The sequence below is a fragment of the Streptomyces sp. MBT53 genome, assembly GCF_016654115.1.
GTDB lineage: Bacteria > Actinomycetota > Actinomycetes > Streptomycetales > Streptomycetaceae > Streptomyces.
In genome coordinates this window covers 31,475-49,592 of sequence record NZ_JAEQAZ010000001.1, presented here as the reverse complement: position 1 = coordinate 49,592, position 18,118 = coordinate 31,475, and the positions used below count along the sequence as shown (strand labels likewise).

Here is an 18,118-nt window from a genome sequence, read left to right as displayed (position 1 = left end):
AGGCAGACCGCCTGGAGCCGCAGAAGGGATGAACACCGTGACACGACCGAGGATCCTGGTGGTTGGCGCAGGCTTCGCAGGAGTGCAGTGCGTACGCCGCCTGGAACGGAAACTGAACACCGACGAGGCCGACGTCGCCCTGGTGACGCCGTTCTCCTACCAGCTCTATCTTCCCCTGCTGCCCCAGGTCGCCTCCGGCGTCCTGACCCCGCAGTCGATCGCCGTCTCGCTGCGCCGCAGCAGCAAGTACCGCACCCGGATCATCCCGGGCGGTGCCATCGGCGTGGACATGAAGTCCAAGGTCTGTGTGATCCGCACGATCAACGACGAGATCGTCAACGAGCCCTACGACTACATCGTGCTGTCCCCCGGCAGCATCACCCGCACCTTCGACATCCCCGGGCTGACGGACCACGCCTTCGGGATGAAGACGCTCGCCGAGGCCGCGTACATCCGCGACCACGTGATCACGCAGCTCGACCTCGCGGACGCGAGCGACGACCCGGCGGAGAAGGCCTCGCGGCTCCAGTTCGTCGTCGTGGGCGGCGGATACGCCGGCACCGAGACGGCCGCCTGTCTGCAGAAGCTGACGCATGCCGCCGTCAAGCGCTACCCGCGCATCGACCCGGGGTTGATCAAGTGGCACCTCATCGACATCGCGCCGAAGCTGATGCCCGAGCTGGGCGACAAGCTCGGCAAGAGCGCGCAGCAGATCCTGACCAGGCGCGGTATCGACATCTCCCTGGGTGTCTCCATCGCCAAGGCCGGGCCGGAGGAGGTCACCTTCACCGACGGACGCGTGGTGCCGACCCGGACGCTGATCTGGACGGCCGGTGTGGTCGCCAGTCCACTGATCGCCACGCTCGGTGCGGAAACGATTCGGGGGCGCCTCGCGGTCACCGCCGACATGAACCTCCCCGGACACGACGGGGTGTTCGCGCTCGGCGACTCCGGGGCGGTCCCGGACGAGGCCAAGGGCGGGGACGGCGCGATCTGCCCGCCGACCGCGCAGCACGCGATGCGGCAGGGCAAGGTCGTCGCCGACAACGTGATCGCGACCCTCCGCAACCAGCCGTTGAAGCCGTACGTCCACAAGGACCTCGGTCTGGTCGTGGACCTCGGCGGCAAGGACGCGGTGTCCAAGCCGCTCGGCATCGAACTGCGCGGTCTGCCCGCCCAGGTCGTGGCGCGCGGCTACCACTGGTCGGCGCTGCGCACCAACGTCGCCAAGGTCCGCGTCGCGACGAACTGGACGCTCAACGCGCTGGCCGGCGACGACTTCGTGCGCACCGGCTTCCAGGCCCGCAAACCGGCCACCCTGAAGGACTTCGAGTACACCGACTCGTATCTCTCGCCCGAGCAGGTGCGCGACCAGGTCGAGGGGGCCGGGACCCAGGAGCCGTAGCATCGGTGGTACGGATCTTGAGATGAACCCCGGGGAGAGTACGGCGGCGTGAGGGCAGCGGGACGGGCGGCGTGGGCACGGCTGTGGGATCGGGTCGCGGCGTCCGATCCCGGACTGCTGCGGCTGACGGCCGGGCTGCGGACAGTGGCCTCGATCGCGCTCACGCTGACCGTGCTCTCCCTGCTGCACGCCTCGGTGCCGCATCTGGTGGCCGGGGCGATGTCGGCGATGGTGTCGACGTTCGCGATCCGCGAGAAGCAGCGCGCGGGGCAGGCGGTGACGCTCGCGCTCGGTCTGCCGGTGGCGCTGGCCTCGGTGTCGCTGAGCGCGCTGCTGAACTCGCGGGTGGTCGCCGGTGACGTCTTCTTCGTCCTGCTGATCTTCGGCGCGGTCTACAGCCGTCGCTTCGGCGACCGCGGCACCGCGCTCGGCCTGATCGGCTTCCAGATCTACTTCCTGTCCCTGTTCATCGGCGCGACCGTCTCCGCACTGCCCCGGCTGTACGGCGTGATCGGCGTCGCCTTCGTGTGCAGCGCGCTGGTGCGGTTCGCGCTGGTGCCGGAGACACCGACGGGGACGCTGGACCGGCTGCGGCGGGCGTTCCGGGCCCGGTTCGCCCAACTGGTCACCGCGCAGCTCGCGTTGCTCGACGCCGGTCCCGACGACATGGAGAAGGCCCTCGACGACGTACGCGAGGGGACCGCGCGGCTGCACGAGACGGCGCTGCTGATCCAGGGGCGACTGGAGGACGGGACCTCCGACGAGGCGGTGGCGCGGCTGGTGCAACGGCGGATCGCCGACGCCGAGATCGCCGCCGAACGCCTTGGGCTCCTGCTGCTGACCGCGCGCAGCGCCGAGCGGGGCCACACCTTGACCCTGCATCTGCCGGGCGCACCCGTCCCGTTGGCCGACCGGCTGCCGGTGCCGGACCGGACGACCGACACGTTGCGCCGCGAGCTGGAGGCGCTGCGCCTGCTGGTCCTGCGGCCCGTGGGCGCGGACTCGGGCACCGGGCTGGCCCGGGTGCGCAACAGGCTGCTGGGCTATCGCGAGGAGGAGAACCTGCCGTCCGCCTCCGACGCCGTGCAGGACGTGTTCCGGGGCATCGGTGAGGCCGCGCGAGCGGTGCTGGGGCTGCGGATCGCCGTGGACGGGCCGCAGGACGAGTCCGAGGACACGCCCGCGACGACCCGCTCGCGCGAGGAGCTGGACGCGGAGGACGTCGCCATCGCGAGCAGCGAGGAGGCCGAGGACGCGGAGCGCACGGGGTTGCGGCGGCCGACGACACGCGCCGCCGTGCAGGTCGCCGTGGGGTCGTCGCTGGCGATCATCGGCGGCGAGTTCCTGTCCAGTCAGCGCTGGTACTGGGCGGTGCTGACCTGCTGGATCGTGTTCCTCAACACCTCGTCCACCGGCGAGATCCTGGTCAAGGGCTACCGGCGGCTGCTCGGCACGGTCCTGGGTGTGGTCGCCGGTATCGGACTGGCGGGCCTGGTCGGGCACCACACATGGACGGCGTTCGCGCTGGTGCTGCTGTTCATCTTCGCGATGTTCTACACGGCACCGCTGTCGTACACCCTGATGTCCTTCTTCGTCACCGCGATGCTGGGCCTGCTCTACACGCTGCTGCACACCTACAGCGCGTCGGTGCTGGTGCTGCGGATCGAGGAGACGGCGCTGGGTGCGGCCTGCGGGGTGGTCGCGGCGGCGCTGGTGCTGCCGGTGCACACGGACCGCCGTACGAACGAACTGCTCGGGACCGTGCTGGCGCGCCTCACGGAGGTCACCGAGGCCGCCGTCGACCAGCTCAGCGGTGGCGCCCCGGCCGAACTCCTCGACAAGGCAAGGGACTTGGACCAGGCGCTGGCCGATCTGAGCGCCTCGACGCAGCCGTTGACGCATCCGATCACGCCGTTGCGGGCACGCCGGGACACCGCCCGGTTCGTCGTCGCGCTCCTTGAGACCTGCGCCTATCACGCGCGCTATCTGGCGGCGACCGCCGAGCTGCTGCCGACGCATCCGTCGATCGCGGCCGATCCCCGGCTGCGGGAGGCGGGGCGCCGGATCGTGCACAACATCGGGGTGATCGGCGCGCATGTCGCGGACGGGGACGCCGTGGGCCTGATCGAGACCGGGCCGAGCATCGCGTCCCTGCTGCGGCCCGGTACGCCCGGGACCCCGCGCTACGGCCGGGTGACCGACCGCGTGCTGCGGCATCTGCAGCGCCTGGACGAGGCCGTGGTCGGTCTGGCGCGCCCGCTCGGAGTACCGATTCCGGCGCCCGCGAAGTGAACCGCGCGCGCCGGGGGTAGACGTTCGGCATGACTGATGTCGTGGACTCGGGTGAATTGTTGCGGCGCATCCAACGGGCCCGGGCCTTCGCCGCCCAGGAGGCGCACGCGTGGTCGGAGCAGGGCGACCCCGTCCGGGAGGTGGCCTACGAGGCCGTTCTGCGGGTGCTGGACGAGATCGTGGCCCCCGGCCGGCATGCCGCGAAGTGAAACCGGTCACGCGACCGGTTCAGCTGGGTACGAAATGCCCGCCGATGGTTTACGGTTCATTCATACGTGGTCACGGAGTCGACCGTACGGTCCTCCGCCGCCACCGCTTAACGGCCCTGGCTGGTCTCCCCCGTCCAGCCAGGGCTTTTTCATGCCCCGATTCCGTCCCCCGAGGTGCCCGGGACGTCGACAGCGGCTGAAATGGGCGTAGGGAGAATTCCGGAACCGCTGCCGGCGAGGAGCCCCGAGCCATGACCAAAGCGATAAAACTGCTGACCGCCCTGCCCCAGGCCCAGCGCGAACGGCTGATGGAACTCGCGCAGGAGGTGTCGTTCGCCGAGGACTCAAGGATCTTCGAGGCGGGCGGCACGGCCGACCGTTTCTGGGTGATCCGCTCCGGCGCGGTCTCGCTCGACCAGCGGGTGACACCCCAGCAGCGGGTCACCGTGGGCAGTCTCGGGGCCGGCGACCTGCTCGGCTGGTCGTGGCTGTTCCCGCCGTACCGGTGGGACTTCGGCGCGGAGGCGTTCAGTGCCGTGCGGGCCTACGAGTTCGACGCGGCGGCCGTGCTCGCGCTGTGCGTGGAGGATCCGCTGCTCGGGCTCTCCCTTGTGCGGATCGTCGCGGAGATCCTGGCGCACCGGCTGGAGCTGACCCGGGGCAAGCTGATGGAGCACTACACGCTCCACGGGCATGCCTGAGCGCGGCCTCAGATGCGGTAGCGGCGCAGCGCCGGGACCGCGAAGGTCAGAGTCAGCATGATGACCACGACCATGATGCCGCCGCCCGCCACCGCCGTGCGGGGGCCGAAGGCCGAGCCCGCCGTGCCGTGCAGGACGTCGGCGAGGCGGGGGCCGCCCGCGACGACGACGGTGAAGACGCCCTGCATACGGCCACGCATCTCGTCGGTGGCGGCGGACAGCAGGATCGCCCCGCGGAACACCATGGACACCATGTCGGCGACCCCGGCCGCGGCCAGGAACACCACGCCGATCCACAGATTGCTGCTCAGCCCGAACCCTGTGATGGCGACGCCCCAGGCGACGACCGCGCCGATCACCATCCAGCCGTGCCGCCGCGCCCGCGAGAACGTGCCCGAGAACAGCCCGCCGACCACCGCCCCGATCGGGATCGCCGCGAACAGCATGCCGAGCGCGAGGCCCTCGCCGTAGGGCGCGTAGGTCTGGGCGGCAAGTTGCGGGAAGAGGGCGCGGGGCATGCCGAAGACCATCGCGATGATGTCGGCGAGGAAGGACAGCAACAGCACCTTGTGCAGCGAGATGTAGCGGAACCCGGCGGCGACCTCGCGCCAGCCCGCGCGGCGCGGGGTCGCGGACTCCAGGGGCGGCAGCGAGGGCAGCTGGACGACCGCCCAGAGGGTGACGCACAGGGCGAGCGCGTCGATGAGGTACAGCTCGGGCAGGCCGATGACGGGGATGAGGGCGCCCGCGAGGAGCGGTCCGACGACCTGGCCGGTCTGCATCACGGTCGAGCCGAGGGCGTTGGCGGCAGCCAGCTGCTCAGCGGGAACCAGGCGGGCGATGGACGCGTTGCGAGCGGGCGCGTTGAGGCCCCAGAAGGCCTGTTGCATCGCCAGCAGGAGCATCAGCACGGCCACCGATTCGAGCCCGGTGACGGCCTGCAGCCAGAACAGCACCGAGGTGACGGCGATGCCGCCGTTGGTGATCAGCAGCAGCTTGCGGCGGTCCATGCTGTCGGCGAGCGAGCCGCCCCACAGCGCGAACACGATGAGCGGCAGCAGTCCGGCCATGCTGGCGGCGCCGACCCAGGCGGAGGAGCCGGTGATGTCGTAGATCTGCTTGGGTACGGCGACGGCGGTGAGCTGGCTGCCGACGGCCGTGACGATCGTCGAGGACCACAGGCGGCGGTAGGCGGGGATGCGCAGCGGGCGGGTGTCCATCGCCCAGCGGCGCCAGCCGCGCCGGGCTCCGGAGGCGGGTTCCGTGTCCTTCGCGGCCTCGGGTTCGGTGCCGCTGTCGGTGCTCTCGCTGGTGTCCACTGGCTTCCTGGTTGCTCGCTACATCTAATCGACCAGGGTTCACTATCGCAGCACCGGCTGTGGCTGCCGAATCCGCGATCTCACGCTCCGGCGACGAGAGTTGCGCCGAGGCCGATCATCGTGGCGGCGACCAGACCGTCCAGGACCCGCCAGGCCGAGGGCTTGGCGAGGAAGCGGCTGAGCAGCCGGGCGCCGAACCCGAGCGCGGTGAACCAGCACACGCTCGCGCATACGGCCCCGAGCCCGAAGGTCCAGCGCAGCGGGCCGCGGTCGGCGGCGATCGAGCCGAGCAGGAAGACCGTGTCGAGGTAGACGTGCGGGTTGAGCCAGGTCATCGCCAGGCAGGTGAGGACGGCCCGGCGGCGCGAGCCGGTCGCTTCGCCCTCCGCGTGGAGAGCGGCGGGGCGGAACATCCGGCGGGCGGCGAGGACGCCGTAGACGAGCAGGAACGCGCCGCCGATCAGGCCGACCGCCCTGAGCGCGCCCGGCCAGGCGACCACGACCGCGCCGACGCCGCCGACGCCCAGTGCGATGAGGAGGGCGTCGGACAGGGCGCAGATGCCGACCACGGCGAGGACCGCCTCGCGGCGGATGCCCTGGCGCAGGACGAAGGCGTTCTGGGCGCCGATGGCGACGATGAGCGAGAGGCCGGTGCCGAAGCCGGCGGCCGCCGCTGAGAGGGCGTTGGTCACGCACTCGACGCTAGAGAGGCCAGCATCGGGAGTACAACTAAAGATTCTTACGTAACATTAGCGCTCGTGATGGTTTCGGAGTTGCCCCTCGATCAGGTGCGGACGCTGCTCGCGGTGGTCGACGAGGGCACGTTCGACGCGGCGGCCACCGCCCTGCATGTGACGCCCTCGGCGGTCAGCCAGCGGGTGAAGGCCCTGGAGCAGCGCACGGGCCGGGTCCTGCTGCTGCGCACCAAGCCGGTGCGGACGACCGAGTCCGGCGAGGTGGTCGTGCGGTTCGCCCGCCAACTGGCCCGCCTGGAGCGGGACGCGCGCGCCGAGCTGGGGATGAGCGGGGCCGGGGAGCCGACCCGGGTCTCGATCGCGGTCAACGCGGACTCGCTCGCCACCTGGTTCCTGGGCGCGCTGACCCGCGTCCCGCGCGATGTGCCGGTCTCCTTCGAACTCCGCCGCGAGGACGAGGACCATACGGCGGCTCTGCTGCGCGAGGGGTTGGTGATGGCGGCGGTGACCTCGTCGCCGGACGCGGTGCCTGGCTGTTCGGTGCGGGCGCTGGGGCGGATGCGCTATCTGCCGGTCGCGAGCCCGGAGTTCAGGGAGACCTGGCTCGCCGGTCCTTTGCGGGACGCGCTGCCCGAGGCACCGGTGGTGACCTTCGACCGGCTGGACGACTTCCAGGACACCTTCGTACGGCGGCTGCGGGGTGGGCAGGGCGGGGCGAGTGCGGTACGGCATCTCGTGCCGACGTCGGAGGGGTTCGTGGCCGCGGTCGCCGCCGGGCTGGGGTGGGGCATGGTCCCGGAGATGCAGGCCGCGGCGCTGCTCGACGCCGGGCGACTGGTGAATTTCGCGCCGGAGCGTCCCGTCGACGTACCGCTGTACTGGCAGCAGTGGAAGCTGGATTCGCCGGCGCTGGCGGCCGTGGCGACGGCGGTCACGGAGACAGCGGCTGAGATTCTGCGGTCCTAGCCAGTTGGAGGGCGACGCTGTCCAACAGCATCTCCAGGGCCGTCGGATACGCGCTCTCGACCATGCGGGTCGCCAGCAGCGGGGCCGCCTCCGCGATGCGCGGATGGGTGCTGCGCGGCAGGCGCGCGTAGGTCGAGCGCCACATCGCCTCGTCCGCGCGGAGCGACGCGCTCGGCAGGGCCAGGGACGCCGCGTCCAGGGCGGCGAAGGCCAGGGTCTGGTCGATGAAGGCGTGGTAGATCCGGACGGTGTCCGGCAGCGGGAGGCCGGCCGTGCGCAGGACGTCCAACACGGCCTCGTCGGCGGCGAGTTCGTTGGCGCGGCCGGTGACCCGGCTCGCCGTGAGCTGGGCGGCCTGTGGGTGGGCGACGTACGCGGCGTGGATGCGCAGGCCGATCGCGCGCAGGTCGGCCCGCCACTCCCCCGTCGGCTCCCAGCCGCGCAGTGCCTGCCCGACGAGGGCGTCGCCGATGGCCAGGGTCAGCTCGTCCATGCCCCGGAAGTAGCGGTAGAGGGTGCTGGGGTCGGCGTCCAGGGTGAGGCCGAGGCGGCGGGCGGTCAGGCCGGCGCTGCCGTGTTCGCGGAGCATGCGCAGGGCCGTGTCGACGATCAGTCGCTCGGACAGGACGGTGCCGTTCTTGGTGGGACGGCGCCGTCGCCGTTTCTCCTCCGGCACCACCGGTTTCGGCATCGCGGCCTCCCTGTTCACCCTTATGCCAACGCCATTGACCTTATCCGGACGACCGGCGTTGTATCTCCGGAGAGAAATCGGCACTGAAGGAGTTCTTGCCATGCGTGTACTGCTCGTGGGAGCCGGTGGTGTGGGCGGTGCGATCACCCGGATCGCGGCCCGGCGTCCGTTCTTCGACGCGATGGTGGTCGCCGACTACGACCTGGCGCGAGCGGAAGCGGCGGTCGCCGCGCTCGGGGACGCCGGCGCCCGGTTCCGTGCCGAGCGGTTGGACGCCAACGACGAGGAGGCCGTCGTCGCGGCGCTGCGCGCGCACGAGTGCGATGTGCTGCTGAACGCGACCGACCCGCGCTTCGTCCTCCCCCTGTTCCGGGCGGCACGCGCCGCCGGGGCGAACTACCTCGACATGGCGATGTCGCTGTCGCGGCCGCATCCGGACCGGCCGTACGAGGAGTGCGGGGTCAAGCTCGGGGACGCGCAGTTCGAGGACGCGGCCGAGTGGGAGAAGGCGGGCGCGCTCGCCCTCGTCGGGATGGGGGTGGAGCCGGGACTCTCGGACGTGTTCGCGCGGTACGCCGCCGATGAACTCTTCGACGAGATCGAGGAGATCGGCATCCGCGACGGCGCGAACCTCACCGTCGACGGCTATGACTTCGCGCCTTCCTTCTCCATCTGGACCACGATCGAGGAGTGCCTGAACCCGCCGGTCGTCTACGAGGCCGACCGCGGCTGGTTCACCACGGAACCGTTCAGCGAGCCCGAGGTGTTCGACTTCCCCGAGGGCATCGGCCCGGTGGAGTGCGTGAACGTGGAGCACGAGGAGGTGCTGCTGGTCCCGCGCTGGGTCGACGCGAAGCGGGTCACCTTCAAGTACGGGCTGGGCGGTTACTTCATCGCGACCCTGAAGACCCTGCGTCTGCTGGGCCTCGACCGCACCGAGCCGGTCACCGTGCCGAGCGCCTCGGGGCCAATCGCCGTATCGCCGAGGGATGTTGTCGCCGCCTGTCTGCCCGACCCGGCGACGCTGGGCGACCGGATGCACGGCAAGACCTGTGCGGGCACCTGGGTGCGCGGCACGAAGGACGGGGCGCCGCGCGAGGTGTACCTGTACCACGTGGTCGACAACCAGTGGTCGATGGCGGAGTACGGCTCCCAGGCCGTGGTGTGGCAGACCGCGATCAACCCCGTGATCGCCCTGGAGCTGCTGGCCACGGGCGCGTGGACCGGCTCGGGTGTGCTGGGCCCGGAGGCGTTCCCGGCCGGCCCGTTCCTGGACCTGCTGACGGCATACGGCTCGCCGTGGGGTCTGCGGGAGCAGTGACCCGGCTCAACTGCCTTCCGGCGCGGGCGAGTCGGGAAGCCTCAGGGTGAAGACGGAGCCCGTGCCGGGTTCGCTCGTCGCCTCGACCGTGCCGTCGTGGGCGGCGGCCAGGTCGCGGACGATGGACAGGCCCAGGCCGCTGCCTCCGGTACGGCGGCTGCGGGACTGGTCGGCGCGCCAGAACCGCTCGAAGACGTGCGGGAGATCCTCGGGCGCGATGCCGGTGCCGGTGTCGGTCACGGTCAGGACGGCCCGGTCGCCCTCGCGCCACGCGGTGAGGGTCACCGTGCCGTCGACGGGTGTGTGGCGCAGTGCGTTGGACACGAGGTTGCCGAGCACCTGGCGCATGCGGACCGGGTCCGCGTCCAGCCAGAGGGTGCGGTCCGCCTTGGTGAGCAGGACGACCCCGGCCGTGTCGGCGGTGACCCGGTACGCGGCGGCGACCTGGTCGAAGAGATCCTCCACGCGCACGGGTTCGCGGTGCAGCCGCAGGGTCCCGGCGTCGGCGGCGGCGAGATCCTGGAGGTCGTCGATGACGCGCTGGAGAACCATCGCCTCCTCGTGCAGCGAGCCGAGGAGCGCCGGGTCGGGTTCGACGAAGCCGTCCCGGGTGACCTCCAGCCAGCCCCGGATGTTGGTGAGCGGGCTGCGCAGTTCATGGGCGATGTCGCTGACCATGGCCTTGCGCTGGGCCTCCATGCGCTCGCGGCGATCGGCGAGGTCGTTGAAGGCCTCGGCCAGGATGCCGGTCTCGTCCCGGGTCCTGACCGGCACCCGGACGTGCAGTTCCGGCGGCTGCTGGGCCGCCTCGGTCAGCACGCGCAGGGGTCGTACCAGGCGGGTGGCGACCACGGCCGTCACCAGGACGGTGAGTGCCAGCACGGCCGCGGCGGCGCCGACGACCTTGGCCTTGTTCGCCGGGGAGACGTCGAAGCGGGGCGCGATGGTGTCGCCGCCGCCCAGGAACAGTTCGGCCACCGGCGCGACGTAGGGCTCCAGTTGGGCGCGGCGGGCGCTGTCGGTGCAGGCCTGCGCTCTTCGTGTGTCGGCCGCGCCGCCCAGCTTGGTGTAGGCGCCCGGGACATAGCGGGAGCCGAGGCTCTTGTCGAAGACGTCGACGCCGAAGTAGGGGACCGCGTAGCTCAGGCCTTCCTTCTGGTAGCAGGGCTGGGCGCGCACGATCAGGTTCTTCAGCGCCTTGTCCTCGGTGGCGGTCGGGGTGTTGAGCTTCCCGTCGGCGCACGGCGTGGGCACGTTGTCGTTGGCGTCCTTGCCGTTCGCGTCGGTGAGGACGGGACGGCCGCTCGGCGTCATCGTGATGGTCGTGTCGATCCCGGCCCGGGCGAAGCACTTCTGCCGCTCCCTGGCCAGCCCCTCCAGTCGGGCCCGCTCCTTCGCCGTCAGCCGGTACGGTCCGACGACCCGGGGGTCGAGACCGCTGAGCTGTGCGCCCGGTTGCGTGTACGTGTCGGTGTGCAGCGGGTCGACGTTCGCGGCGGGGCGGGGCGGCAGTGAGGTGCCGTGCGGTGCGGAGTCGGCGACGAGGGTGCGGTCGGAGGTGGTGAGGGCGATGCGGCGGCCCATCTTCTTCGACAGGGCGACGAGCGTGGGCCGTACGCCCTTCCACTCGGGGTGGGTCGCGGCGTATCCGCTGAGCTGCGCGAGGATGCGCATGTCGTCGGCGAGGTCCTGGCCCTGTTCCTCCTGGATGGCCCGGGTGGTGGTCTCCACCGCGATCCAGGCGGTCGCCCCGACCGAGCAGAGGGCGATGAGCACGGTGGCGACGAGCAGCCGGACCAACAGCCGCTTGCGCAGCGGTATCCGGGGCCTCACGCGCGACCGCCGCGCAGCTTGTAGCCGACGCCGAACACGGTGAGCAGCCGGGCCGGTCTGCGTGGGTCGGCCTCTATCTTCCGGCGCAGGTTCATGATGTGGACGTCGACGGCCCGTTCCGTGGACGCCCGGTCCAGGCCCCGGGTGTACTGCAGCAACTGCCGTCGGGAGAAGACCCGTTCGGGCTCGGCGGTCATCGCGAGCAGGATCTCGAACTCGGCCGGTGTGCAGTCCACCGGTGTCCCGTCGCAGCGCACCTCGTGCCGCGCGGGATCGACGGAGAGACCCGCCGCCCGTACGGCGGTGTCCTCCTGTCTGCCCTCGACGGTACGGCCGCTGCGCCGCAGGACCGTGCGGATGCGGGCCATCAGTTCGCGCGGGCTGTAGGGCTTGGTCATGTAGTCGTCGGCGCCGAGTTCCAGACCGAGCAGGACGTCGTCCTCGGTGGAGCGGGCGGTCAGCATGAGGACGGGGATGTCGTCCTGACCGCGCAGGACCCGGCACACCCCGAAGCCGTCGATCACGGGCAGCATGAGGTCCAGCACCACGAGGTCGGGTCGCAGTTCCCGGGCCGCGGTGATGGCGGCGGCCCCGTCGTGGACGACGGTCGCGGTATGGCCCTCGGTCAGCAGGGAGCGTCGGATCAGCTCGGCCTGCATCTCGTCGTCCTCGGCGACCAGCACATGTGCGCACATTGGGCGGATCCTAGGCGGTCAGTGCGAGAGGGAGGCGGCGTCGCCCATGACGACGACGGGGTGCCGGGCGGGGTCGAGGGTGCGCAGCAGTTCCTTCATGTGGTCCTCGGCGATGCTGACGCAGCCGTGGGTGGGGCCGCCGTGGTCGACGTGGATCCAGATGCCGCCGCCGCGCGAGGCGCCGAGGGGGCGGGTCCAGTCGAGGGGTGAAGTGCCGGGCTGCCGGTTGTAGTTGATGGCGACCACGTAGTCGAAGGACCCGGCCAGCGGCTCGCCCTCGAAGCCGGTGCCGGGTGAGACGAAGCCCGAGCCCTGGTCGTACGACAGCTTGGTGCCGGGGTCCTTGAGGAGTCCGCCCGCGTCCGTGAGCGAGTACACACCGATCGGCGAGCGCAGGTCACCGGCCATGTGGTGGTCCGACCAGCCCCGAAGCGCGTTGTGCGCGGCCCAGCTCGCGATCTGCTGCCAACCGTCGTCGGTGCGCTCGTACAGGGCGAGGGCGGAGACGGAGGAGTTCACGCCGCGGCCGGTCACCAGGACGACCTGCTCGGTGCCGGCCGGTATTCGGGCGAGCGTCTTGGGCCCCACGCCCGGGAGTTGGCGGGGTGCGGCCTCCGCGGATATCGCCGAGGAGGGCGAGGCCGGGGGTGTGGAGGCGGGCGCGGGGGCGGCGGACGTGTGGTCCGTCGCCGCCACCGCACCGCCGCCGCACCCCGTGAGAAGCAGGGACACGGCGACGAGTGCGACCGGGGACATACGAGTGATCATGAGTCGACGATGACCGACACATGTGAGGAACTCGTCAGCTCCTACGACTCGGCCGGCTTGCCTTTCGTGTAGAGCCAGGTGTGGAACAGAACGTCCAGCTTCTTCCCCGACTTCTGCTCCGCAAGGCTGATGAACTGTGCGGTGGTGCCGTGCCCGTAGCGGTGTCCGCTCGCCCACGCGCGCAGGATCGTGAAGAAGGTCTTGTCGCCGACGGCCAGGCGCAGTTCGTGCAGTGCCATGGCCCCGCGGGCGTACACGGGCGTGCCGAAGATGTTGGCGCCGCTGCCCGGGTCGCCGGGCGGGAACGCCCACAGGTCGTCGGTCGCCTTGCGGGCGTACAGCGCGTCGAAGGTCTGCTGCGCGGTCTTACCGCCGTGCTGCTCGCTGTAGAGCCACTCCGCGTAGGTGGCGAAGCCCTCGTTGAGCCAGATGTCCTTCCAGCTGGTGAGGGAGACGGAGTCCCCGAACCACTGGTGGGCGTTCTCGTGCACGAGGGTGCTGAGGTCCGGCGCCGAGTCGTAGACCGGCCGGCCCTGCGTCTCCAGGGCGTAGCCGACGTCCGGGGCGTGGTCGACGATCGACCCGGCCGAGCGGAACGGGTACGGCCCGAACAGCTTGCTCTCCCACTCCAGGACGGAGGGCAGCTTCTTCAGCACGGGCGCGGCGGCGGTGGCCTCGCGGGGGTCGACGGCGTTGTACACCTTGACCCCGTCGCGGGTGGTGTACTGCTCGACCTTGAACTTGCCGACCGTCGCGGTGGCGAGGTAGGCGGCCATCGGCTCGGGCGCGTGCCAGCGGAACGTGGTCTTCCCGTGCGCGGTCTTCTGGCTCTGGAGAACACCGTTGGCGACCGCGGTGCGCCCCTGCGGGACGGTGATCGTGAAGTCGTACGACGACTTGTCCTTGGGGTGGCTGTTCGCCGGGAACCACGTCATGGCGCCCTGCGGTTCGCCCGCCACGAAGGCGCCGTCGTCGGTGGCGATCCAGCCGTCCGCCGAGCCGTCCGGGTCGGTGACCTGCTTGGGGATGCCCTTGTAGGTGACGGCGATCTGGAACTCCTGCCCCTTGCGCAGTGCCTTGCGCGGGGTGACGACGAGTTCCTGTCCGTCGCGGCGGAAGCCGGCCTTGACGCGGTCGACCGTGAGGCCGGTGATGGTCAGGCCCTTGAAGTCGAGGTCGAAGCGGGTGAGTTTCTCGGTGGCGCGGGCGGTGAGGACCGCTTTGCCGTCGAGGTGGCGGCTCGCCGGGTCGTAGCGGAGCGTCAGGCCGTAGTGGGCGACGTGGTAGCCGCCGTTGCCGGAGAGCGGGAAGTACGGGTCGCCCACGCCGGACGAGCCGATCGTGGTGGCTCCGGCCGGTGCGGCGGCGGCGAGCAGGGCCGCGACGGCGACGGGGACGGTGGCCACGACGGCGCTGCGGCGGAGGACGGCGGTGCGTCTTGTGGACGGCTGCCGGAGGTGCGTCACATGCGCTCCTACAGAGTGAGGGGGGTGATCATTCGTCTCAGAGACTAGGCCGACCACACCCTCCGAATCCTTCATGTGCGGGTCAAGTTACGCCGCGTCGCCCCCGCGCCGGGCGCGTTCCCGGACGTAGGCTCGCGGGCACCACCGCCACCCGAGGGAGCCCGCCCGTGACCGTCCGCGTGCGCCGTGTCTACGATCCGCCCGAGCCGGAGGACGGCGTCCGCGTCCTGGTCGACCGGCTGTGGCCGCGCGGTCTGTCCAAGGACGCGGCCCGCGTCGACGAGTGGCCCAAGGCCCTCACCCCGTCGAACGAGCTGCGCCGCTGGTACCACGCGGGCGAGGGGTCGTACGAGGAGTTCACCGGTCGCTACGAGGCGGAGCTCGCCGAGCCGGAGGCGGCCCAACTCCTGCACACCTTGCGGAACTTGGTCCGGATGGGCCCGGTGACCCTGCTGACGGCGGTGAAGTCGCCGCAGGAGAGTCACGCGGCGGTGCTGGCCCGCCTCCTCGACAGCTGAACAGCTGAGGAGACGGGCCGGGGCCTCCGGTCAGGCGGTCTGCTTGGCCGCCGCGCGGCCCGCCGCGCGCCCGGAGAAGAGGCAGCCGCCGAGGAAGGTGCCTTCGAGGGCGTTGTAGCCGTGCACACCACCGCCGCCGAAGCCGGCCACCTCCCCCGCCGCGTACAGTCCGCCGATCGGCTTGCCGTCGGCGCCCAGGGCGCGTGAGTCCAGGTCGGTCTGGATGCCGCCGAGGGTCTTGCGGGTCAGGATGTGCAGCTTGACGCCGATCAGGGGACCGGCGGCCGGGTCGAGGATGCGGTGCGGGGTGGCGACGCGGCCCAGGCGGTCGCCGATGTAGCGGCGGGCGTTGCGGATGCCCTGGATCTGGGAGTCCTTGCTGTACGGGTTGGCCATCTGGAGGTCGCGGGCCTCGATCTGACGGCGCACCACCGCCGCGTCGAGAAGCGGCTTGTCGGTCAACTGGTTCATTTTCTCGACCAGTTGCTCCAGGTTTCCGGCCGTCACGAAGTCCGCGCCCTTGCGCAGGAAGGCGTCCACCGGGCCGGGCGCGCCCTTGCCCAGCAGCCGGTCGCGCAGCACCGCCTTCTTGTCCTTGGCGGTGATGTCGGGGTTCTGCTCGGAGCCCGAGAGCGCGAACTCCTTCTCGATGATCTTCTGGGTGAGGATGAACCAGGAGTGGTCGTGGTCCGCCAAGTCCGCTGTCGTGCGCAGGTACTTGAGGGTGTTGAGGGTGTCGTAGCCCGGCAGGCACGGGTCGGGCAGGCGGCGGCCGAGGGCGTCGAACCACAGGGAGGAAGGGCCGGGCAGGATGCGGATGCCGTGTCCTGGCCAGACCGGGTTCCAGTTCTGCAGGCCCTCGGTGTAGTGCCACATGCGGTCGCGGTTGACCAGTCGTACGCCCGCCTCGGCGCTGATGTCGAGCATCCGGCCGTCGACGTAGGCGGGGACGCCGGTGATCATCTCGGCGGGCGGGGTGCCGAGGCGTTCGGGCCAGTACTGGCGGACGATGTCGTGGTTGGCGCCGATGCCGCCGGTGGTGACGACGACGGCCTGCGCGGTGAGTTCGAACTCGCCGATGGCCTCGCGGCTGGAGGAGACACCGCGCGGCGAGTCGTCCTCGGCGAGGACGGTGCCGCGCACGCCGCGCGCCTCGCCCTCCGCGACGACCAACTCGTCCACCTGGTGGCGGTAGTAGAAGGTGAGGAGCCCGTCGCGGGCGGCCTGCTTCGCGTAGTTCACGAAGGGTTCCACGACTCCGGTGCCGGTGCCCCAGGTGACGTGGAAGCGCGGGACGGAGTTGCCGTGTCCGTGGGCGCGCAGGTCTCCGCGTTCCGCCCAGCCGACGGTGGGCAGCAGTTTGATGCCGTGGCCGTCGAGCCAGGTCCGCTTCTCGCCGGCCGCGAACTCGACGTAGGCGCGCGCCCAGCGCACCGCCCAGGAGTCCTCGTCGTCGACGCGGTCGAAGCCCGCACTGCCCTGCCAGTCGTTCCAGGCCAGGTCGAAGGAGTCCTTGATGCCGAGGCGGCGCTGCTCCGGCGAGTCGACGAGGAACAGCCCGCCGAAGGACCAGAACGCCTGCCCGCCGAGGTTGGCGGCGTTCTCCTGGTCGACGAGCGCGACCCGGCGTCCCTGGCTGGTCAGTTCATGGGCCGCGACCAGACCGGCCAGACCGGCTCCGACGACGATGACGTCCGCATCCATGGCGACCGTTGCCCTTCTCGTTGGGTTCAGTTGGTAATCGGGGTTTTTCTCAAGGGAGGTGGTTGTTACGGGGTGCCGCTGCCGTCCGTCAGCAGGGCGGTGAGGAGCTGCTTGAGCCAGACGCGGGCGTGCTCCACGTCCTTGTCCAGGAGGAGTTGGGTGGTGACGCCGTCGTACGCGGCGACCACGGCGTACGCCGCCGCGTCCAAGTCGCCGAGCACGACTGGGAGTTCGGCGAGACCCCGGGCGCGGCCGAGGCGGTGCGCGATCGCGCCACGCAGTCGGGCCCGGTGTCCCAGCAGGGTCTGTGCCACGGCGGGGTCGCGGGCCGCGTGCACCAGGAAGTCGGTCTTCACCAGGAGCCAGTCCAGGTCGAGGAGCAGCACGTCCGTGACGCGGTCGACGGCGGCGGGGACGTCGAGGTCGGGGCCGTCGAGGGCGAGCGCGCCTGCCACCTGCTCGGCGATCAGCTCGGCCCGCTCCTGGTAGAGCGCGAAGAACAGCCCGTCGAGGCTGTCGAAGTTCGAGTAGAAGGCGCCCCTGCTGTAGCCGGCGGCCTCGCAGACCTCCTCGATGGAGACCCGCCCGAAGCCTTTCGCGGCGAACACGGCGAACGCGGCGTCCAGCAGATTGGCCCGCGTACGCACCCGGCGCCTGGTCACCCGCTTGGCCGTCGCCTCCGCCACCATGCCCGGACCTCCGCGTCCCGATGTTCGATACGTGAATGTATCCGATACACCGATGTATCGAAAGAGTCGAACGCAAAGCCGAACATGAATGGGAACACATATTCGAATAAGGAGTACGCTGGTCCCATGACCGCGCACCACCACCTCCAGGGCTCGCTCTTCGACCAGACCGACCGACTCCGCCTCGGCCCCCTCCACGGGATCCGCCGCACCACGCTGGGGCTCGGCGCCTGGATCGATGTGCTGCCCGGGTGGCTGAGCGGCGCCGACGCCCTGTTCGAGGAACTGGCCGCCGGGGTGCCGTGGCGCGCCGAGCGCCGTCAGATGTACGACCAGGTCGTGGCCGTACCCCGGCTGCTGGCCTACTACGGCGCCGACGACGCGCTGCCGCATCCGGTGCTGGCCGAGGCCAGGGACGAGCTCTCGGCGTACTACGCAAGGGAGTTGGGCGAGCCCTTCACCACGTCCGGGCTGTGCTACTACCGCGACGGCCGGGACAGTGTCGCCTGGCACGGTGACCGGATCGGGCGGGGTGCCCGCGTGGACACGATGGTGGCGATCCTCTCCGTGGGCGTGCCCCGCGATCTACTGCTGCGTCCGCTGCGCGGCGGCGCGTCCGTGCGGCACGCGCTGGGGCACGGCGATCTGATCGTGATGGGCGGTTCCTGTCAGCGGACCTGGGAGCACTGCGTCCCGAAGACCACCCGAGCCACGGGACCGCGCATCAGCGTGCAGTTCCGCCCGCACGGCGTGCACTGAGGCGGAGAGGCGGCCGCTTCGGACGCACGCGGGGGCCGCCTCCGGCGGACGGTGCCGGAGGCGGCTTCCCCCGCGCGCGCAAAGACC

Annotated in this window: 17 protein-coding genes; 8 read left to right on the top strand and 9 right to left on the bottom strand. The window is 71.1% G+C overall.

Annotation, left to right across the window (positions count from 1 at the left end):
* Positions 1–28: 28 nt before the first annotated feature.
* The 4 genes from JHN45_RS00210 to JHN45_RS00195 all read left to right on the top strand — a co-directional run bounded on the left by JHN45_RS00210 (position 29) and on the right by JHN45_RS00195 (position 4,607).
* Positions 29–1,405 (top strand): NAD(P)/FAD-dependent oxidoreductase, encoded by a 1,377-nt coding sequence (locus JHN45_RS00210; protein ID WP_201047504.1) that lies wholly within the window; start codon positions 29–31, stop codon positions 1,403–1,405.
* A gap of 48 nt (positions 1,406–1,453) precedes the next feature.
* Positions 1,454–3,697 (top strand): FUSC family protein, encoded by a 2,244-nt coding sequence (locus tag JHN45_RS00205; protein WP_307783009.1) that lies wholly within the window; start codon positions 1,454–1,456, stop codon positions 3,695–3,697.
* A 29-nt stretch (positions 3,698–3,726) separates the two neighbouring features.
* Positions 3,727–3,906, top strand: coding sequence for a hypothetical protein (locus JHN45_RS00200; RefSeq protein ID WP_019069241.1), 180 nt, complete (start codon positions 3,727–3,729; stop codon positions 3,904–3,906).
* 251 nt (positions 3,907–4,157) lie between these two features.
* Positions 4,158–4,607: a cyclic nucleotide-binding domain-containing protein gene (locus tag JHN45_RS00195; protein ID WP_200709048.1), complete on the top strand. Its 450-nt coding sequence runs from the start codon at positions 4,158–4,160 to the stop codon at positions 4,605–4,607.
* An 8-nt stretch (positions 4,608–4,615) separates the two neighbouring features.
* Here JHN45_RS00195 and JHN45_RS00190 read toward each other — a convergent pair whose 3' ends face one another.
* Positions 4,616–5,926 carry an MFS transporter gene (locus JHN45_RS00190; RefSeq protein WP_201047503.1) on the bottom strand — a complete coding sequence of 437 codons (1,311 nt, stop codon included), beginning with the start codon at positions 5,924–5,926 and terminating at the stop codon, positions 4,616–4,618.
* A gap of 80 nt (positions 5,927–6,006) precedes the next feature.
* Entirely contained in the window at positions 6,007–6,618 is a 612-nt protein-coding gene (locus JHN45_RS00185) for a LysE family transporter (RefSeq protein ID WP_201047502.1), read from the bottom strand.
* A 69-nt stretch (positions 6,619–6,687) separates the two neighbouring features.
* On the opposite strand from JHN45_RS00185, the gene JHN45_RS00180 reads away from it, so the two are divergent.
* The gene (locus tag JHN45_RS00180; RefSeq protein ID WP_201047596.1) at positions 6,688–7,587 is read left to right on the top strand and encodes a LysR family transcriptional regulator ArgP; all 900 of its coding nucleotides are present in this window, start codon (positions 6,688–6,690) and stop codon (positions 7,585–7,587) included.
* On the opposite strand, the gene JHN45_RS00175 is transcribed toward JHN45_RS00180, so the two are convergent.
* Positions 7,553–8,278 carry a TetR/AcrR family transcriptional regulator gene (locus JHN45_RS00175; protein ID WP_201047501.1) on the bottom strand — a complete coding sequence of 242 codons (726 nt, stop codon included), beginning with the start codon at positions 8,276–8,278 and terminating at the stop codon, positions 7,553–7,555. The genes JHN45_RS00180 and JHN45_RS00175 overlap by 35 nt on opposite strands.
* Positions 8,279–8,378: 100 nt before the next feature.
* Between JHN45_RS00175 and JHN45_RS00170 the strand changes: the two genes are divergently transcribed.
* Complete coding sequence (locus JHN45_RS00170) at positions 8,379–9,599, top strand: saccharopine dehydrogenase family protein (RefSeq protein WP_201047500.1); 1,221 nt, start codon at positions 8,379–8,381, stop codon at positions 9,597–9,599.
* A 6-nt stretch (positions 9,600–9,605) separates the two neighbouring features.
* Here the strand turns inward: JHN45_RS00170 and JHN45_RS00165 are convergent, their stop codons facing one another.
* The 4 genes from JHN45_RS00165 to JHN45_RS00150 are packed head-to-tail and all read right to left on the bottom strand — an operon-like array spanning position 9,606 to position 14,361.
* Positions 9,606–11,432, bottom strand: a complete 1,827-nt coding sequence (locus JHN45_RS00165) for a cell wall metabolism sensor histidine kinase WalK (RefSeq protein WP_201047499.1) — start codon at positions 11,430–11,432, stop codon at positions 9,606–9,608.
* On the bottom strand, positions 11,429–12,127 hold the full coding sequence (locus JHN45_RS00160; RefSeq protein ID WP_201047498.1) for a response regulator transcription factor: 699 nt from the start codon (positions 12,125–12,127) through the stop codon (positions 11,429–11,431). The genes JHN45_RS00165 and JHN45_RS00160 overlap by 4 nt, the downstream gene beginning before the upstream one ends.
* An 18-nt stretch (positions 12,128–12,145) precedes the next feature.
* Positions 12,146–12,895, bottom strand: coding sequence for a L,D-transpeptidase family protein (locus JHN45_RS00155; protein ID WP_201047497.1), 750 nt, complete (start codon positions 12,893–12,895; stop codon positions 12,146–12,148).
* Between the two features lie 41 nt (positions 12,896–12,936).
* On the bottom strand, positions 12,937–14,361 hold the full coding sequence (locus tag JHN45_RS00150; RefSeq protein ID WP_201047496.1) for a M1 family metallopeptidase: 1,425 nt from the start codon (positions 14,359–14,361) through the stop codon (positions 12,937–12,939).
* A 167-nt stretch (positions 14,362–14,528) separates the two neighbouring features.
* Between JHN45_RS00150 and JHN45_RS00145 the strand changes: the two genes are divergently transcribed.
* Positions 14,529–14,879 carry a DUF488 domain-containing protein gene (locus tag JHN45_RS00145; RefSeq protein ID WP_200709039.1) on the top strand — a complete coding sequence of 117 codons (351 nt, stop codon included), beginning with the start codon at positions 14,529–14,531 and terminating at the stop codon, positions 14,877–14,879.
* 30 nt (positions 14,880–14,909) lie between these two features.
* On the opposite strand, the gene JHN45_RS00140 is transcribed toward JHN45_RS00145, so the two are convergent.
* Together JHN45_RS00140 and JHN45_RS00135 are read right to left on the bottom strand one after the other, a co-directional pair.
* Complete coding sequence (locus tag JHN45_RS00140; protein WP_200709038.1) at positions 14,910–16,583, bottom strand: FAD-binding dehydrogenase; 1,674 nt, start codon at positions 16,581–16,583, stop codon at positions 14,910–14,912.
* A gap of 65 nt (positions 16,584–16,648) precedes the next feature.
* The gene (locus JHN45_RS00135) at positions 16,649–17,272 is read right to left on the bottom strand and encodes a TetR/AcrR family transcriptional regulator (protein WP_201047495.1); all 624 of its coding nucleotides are present in this window, start codon (positions 17,270–17,272) and stop codon (positions 16,649–16,651) included.
* Between the two features lie 126 nt (positions 17,273–17,398).
* On the opposite strand from JHN45_RS00135, the gene JHN45_RS00130 reads away from it, so the two are divergent.
* The gene (locus tag JHN45_RS00130; RefSeq protein WP_201047494.1) at positions 17,399–18,031 is read left to right on the top strand and encodes an alpha-ketoglutarate-dependent dioxygenase AlkB; all 633 of its coding nucleotides are present in this window, start codon (positions 17,399–17,401) and stop codon (positions 18,029–18,031) included.
* Positions 18,032–18,118: the final 87 nt, after the last annotated feature.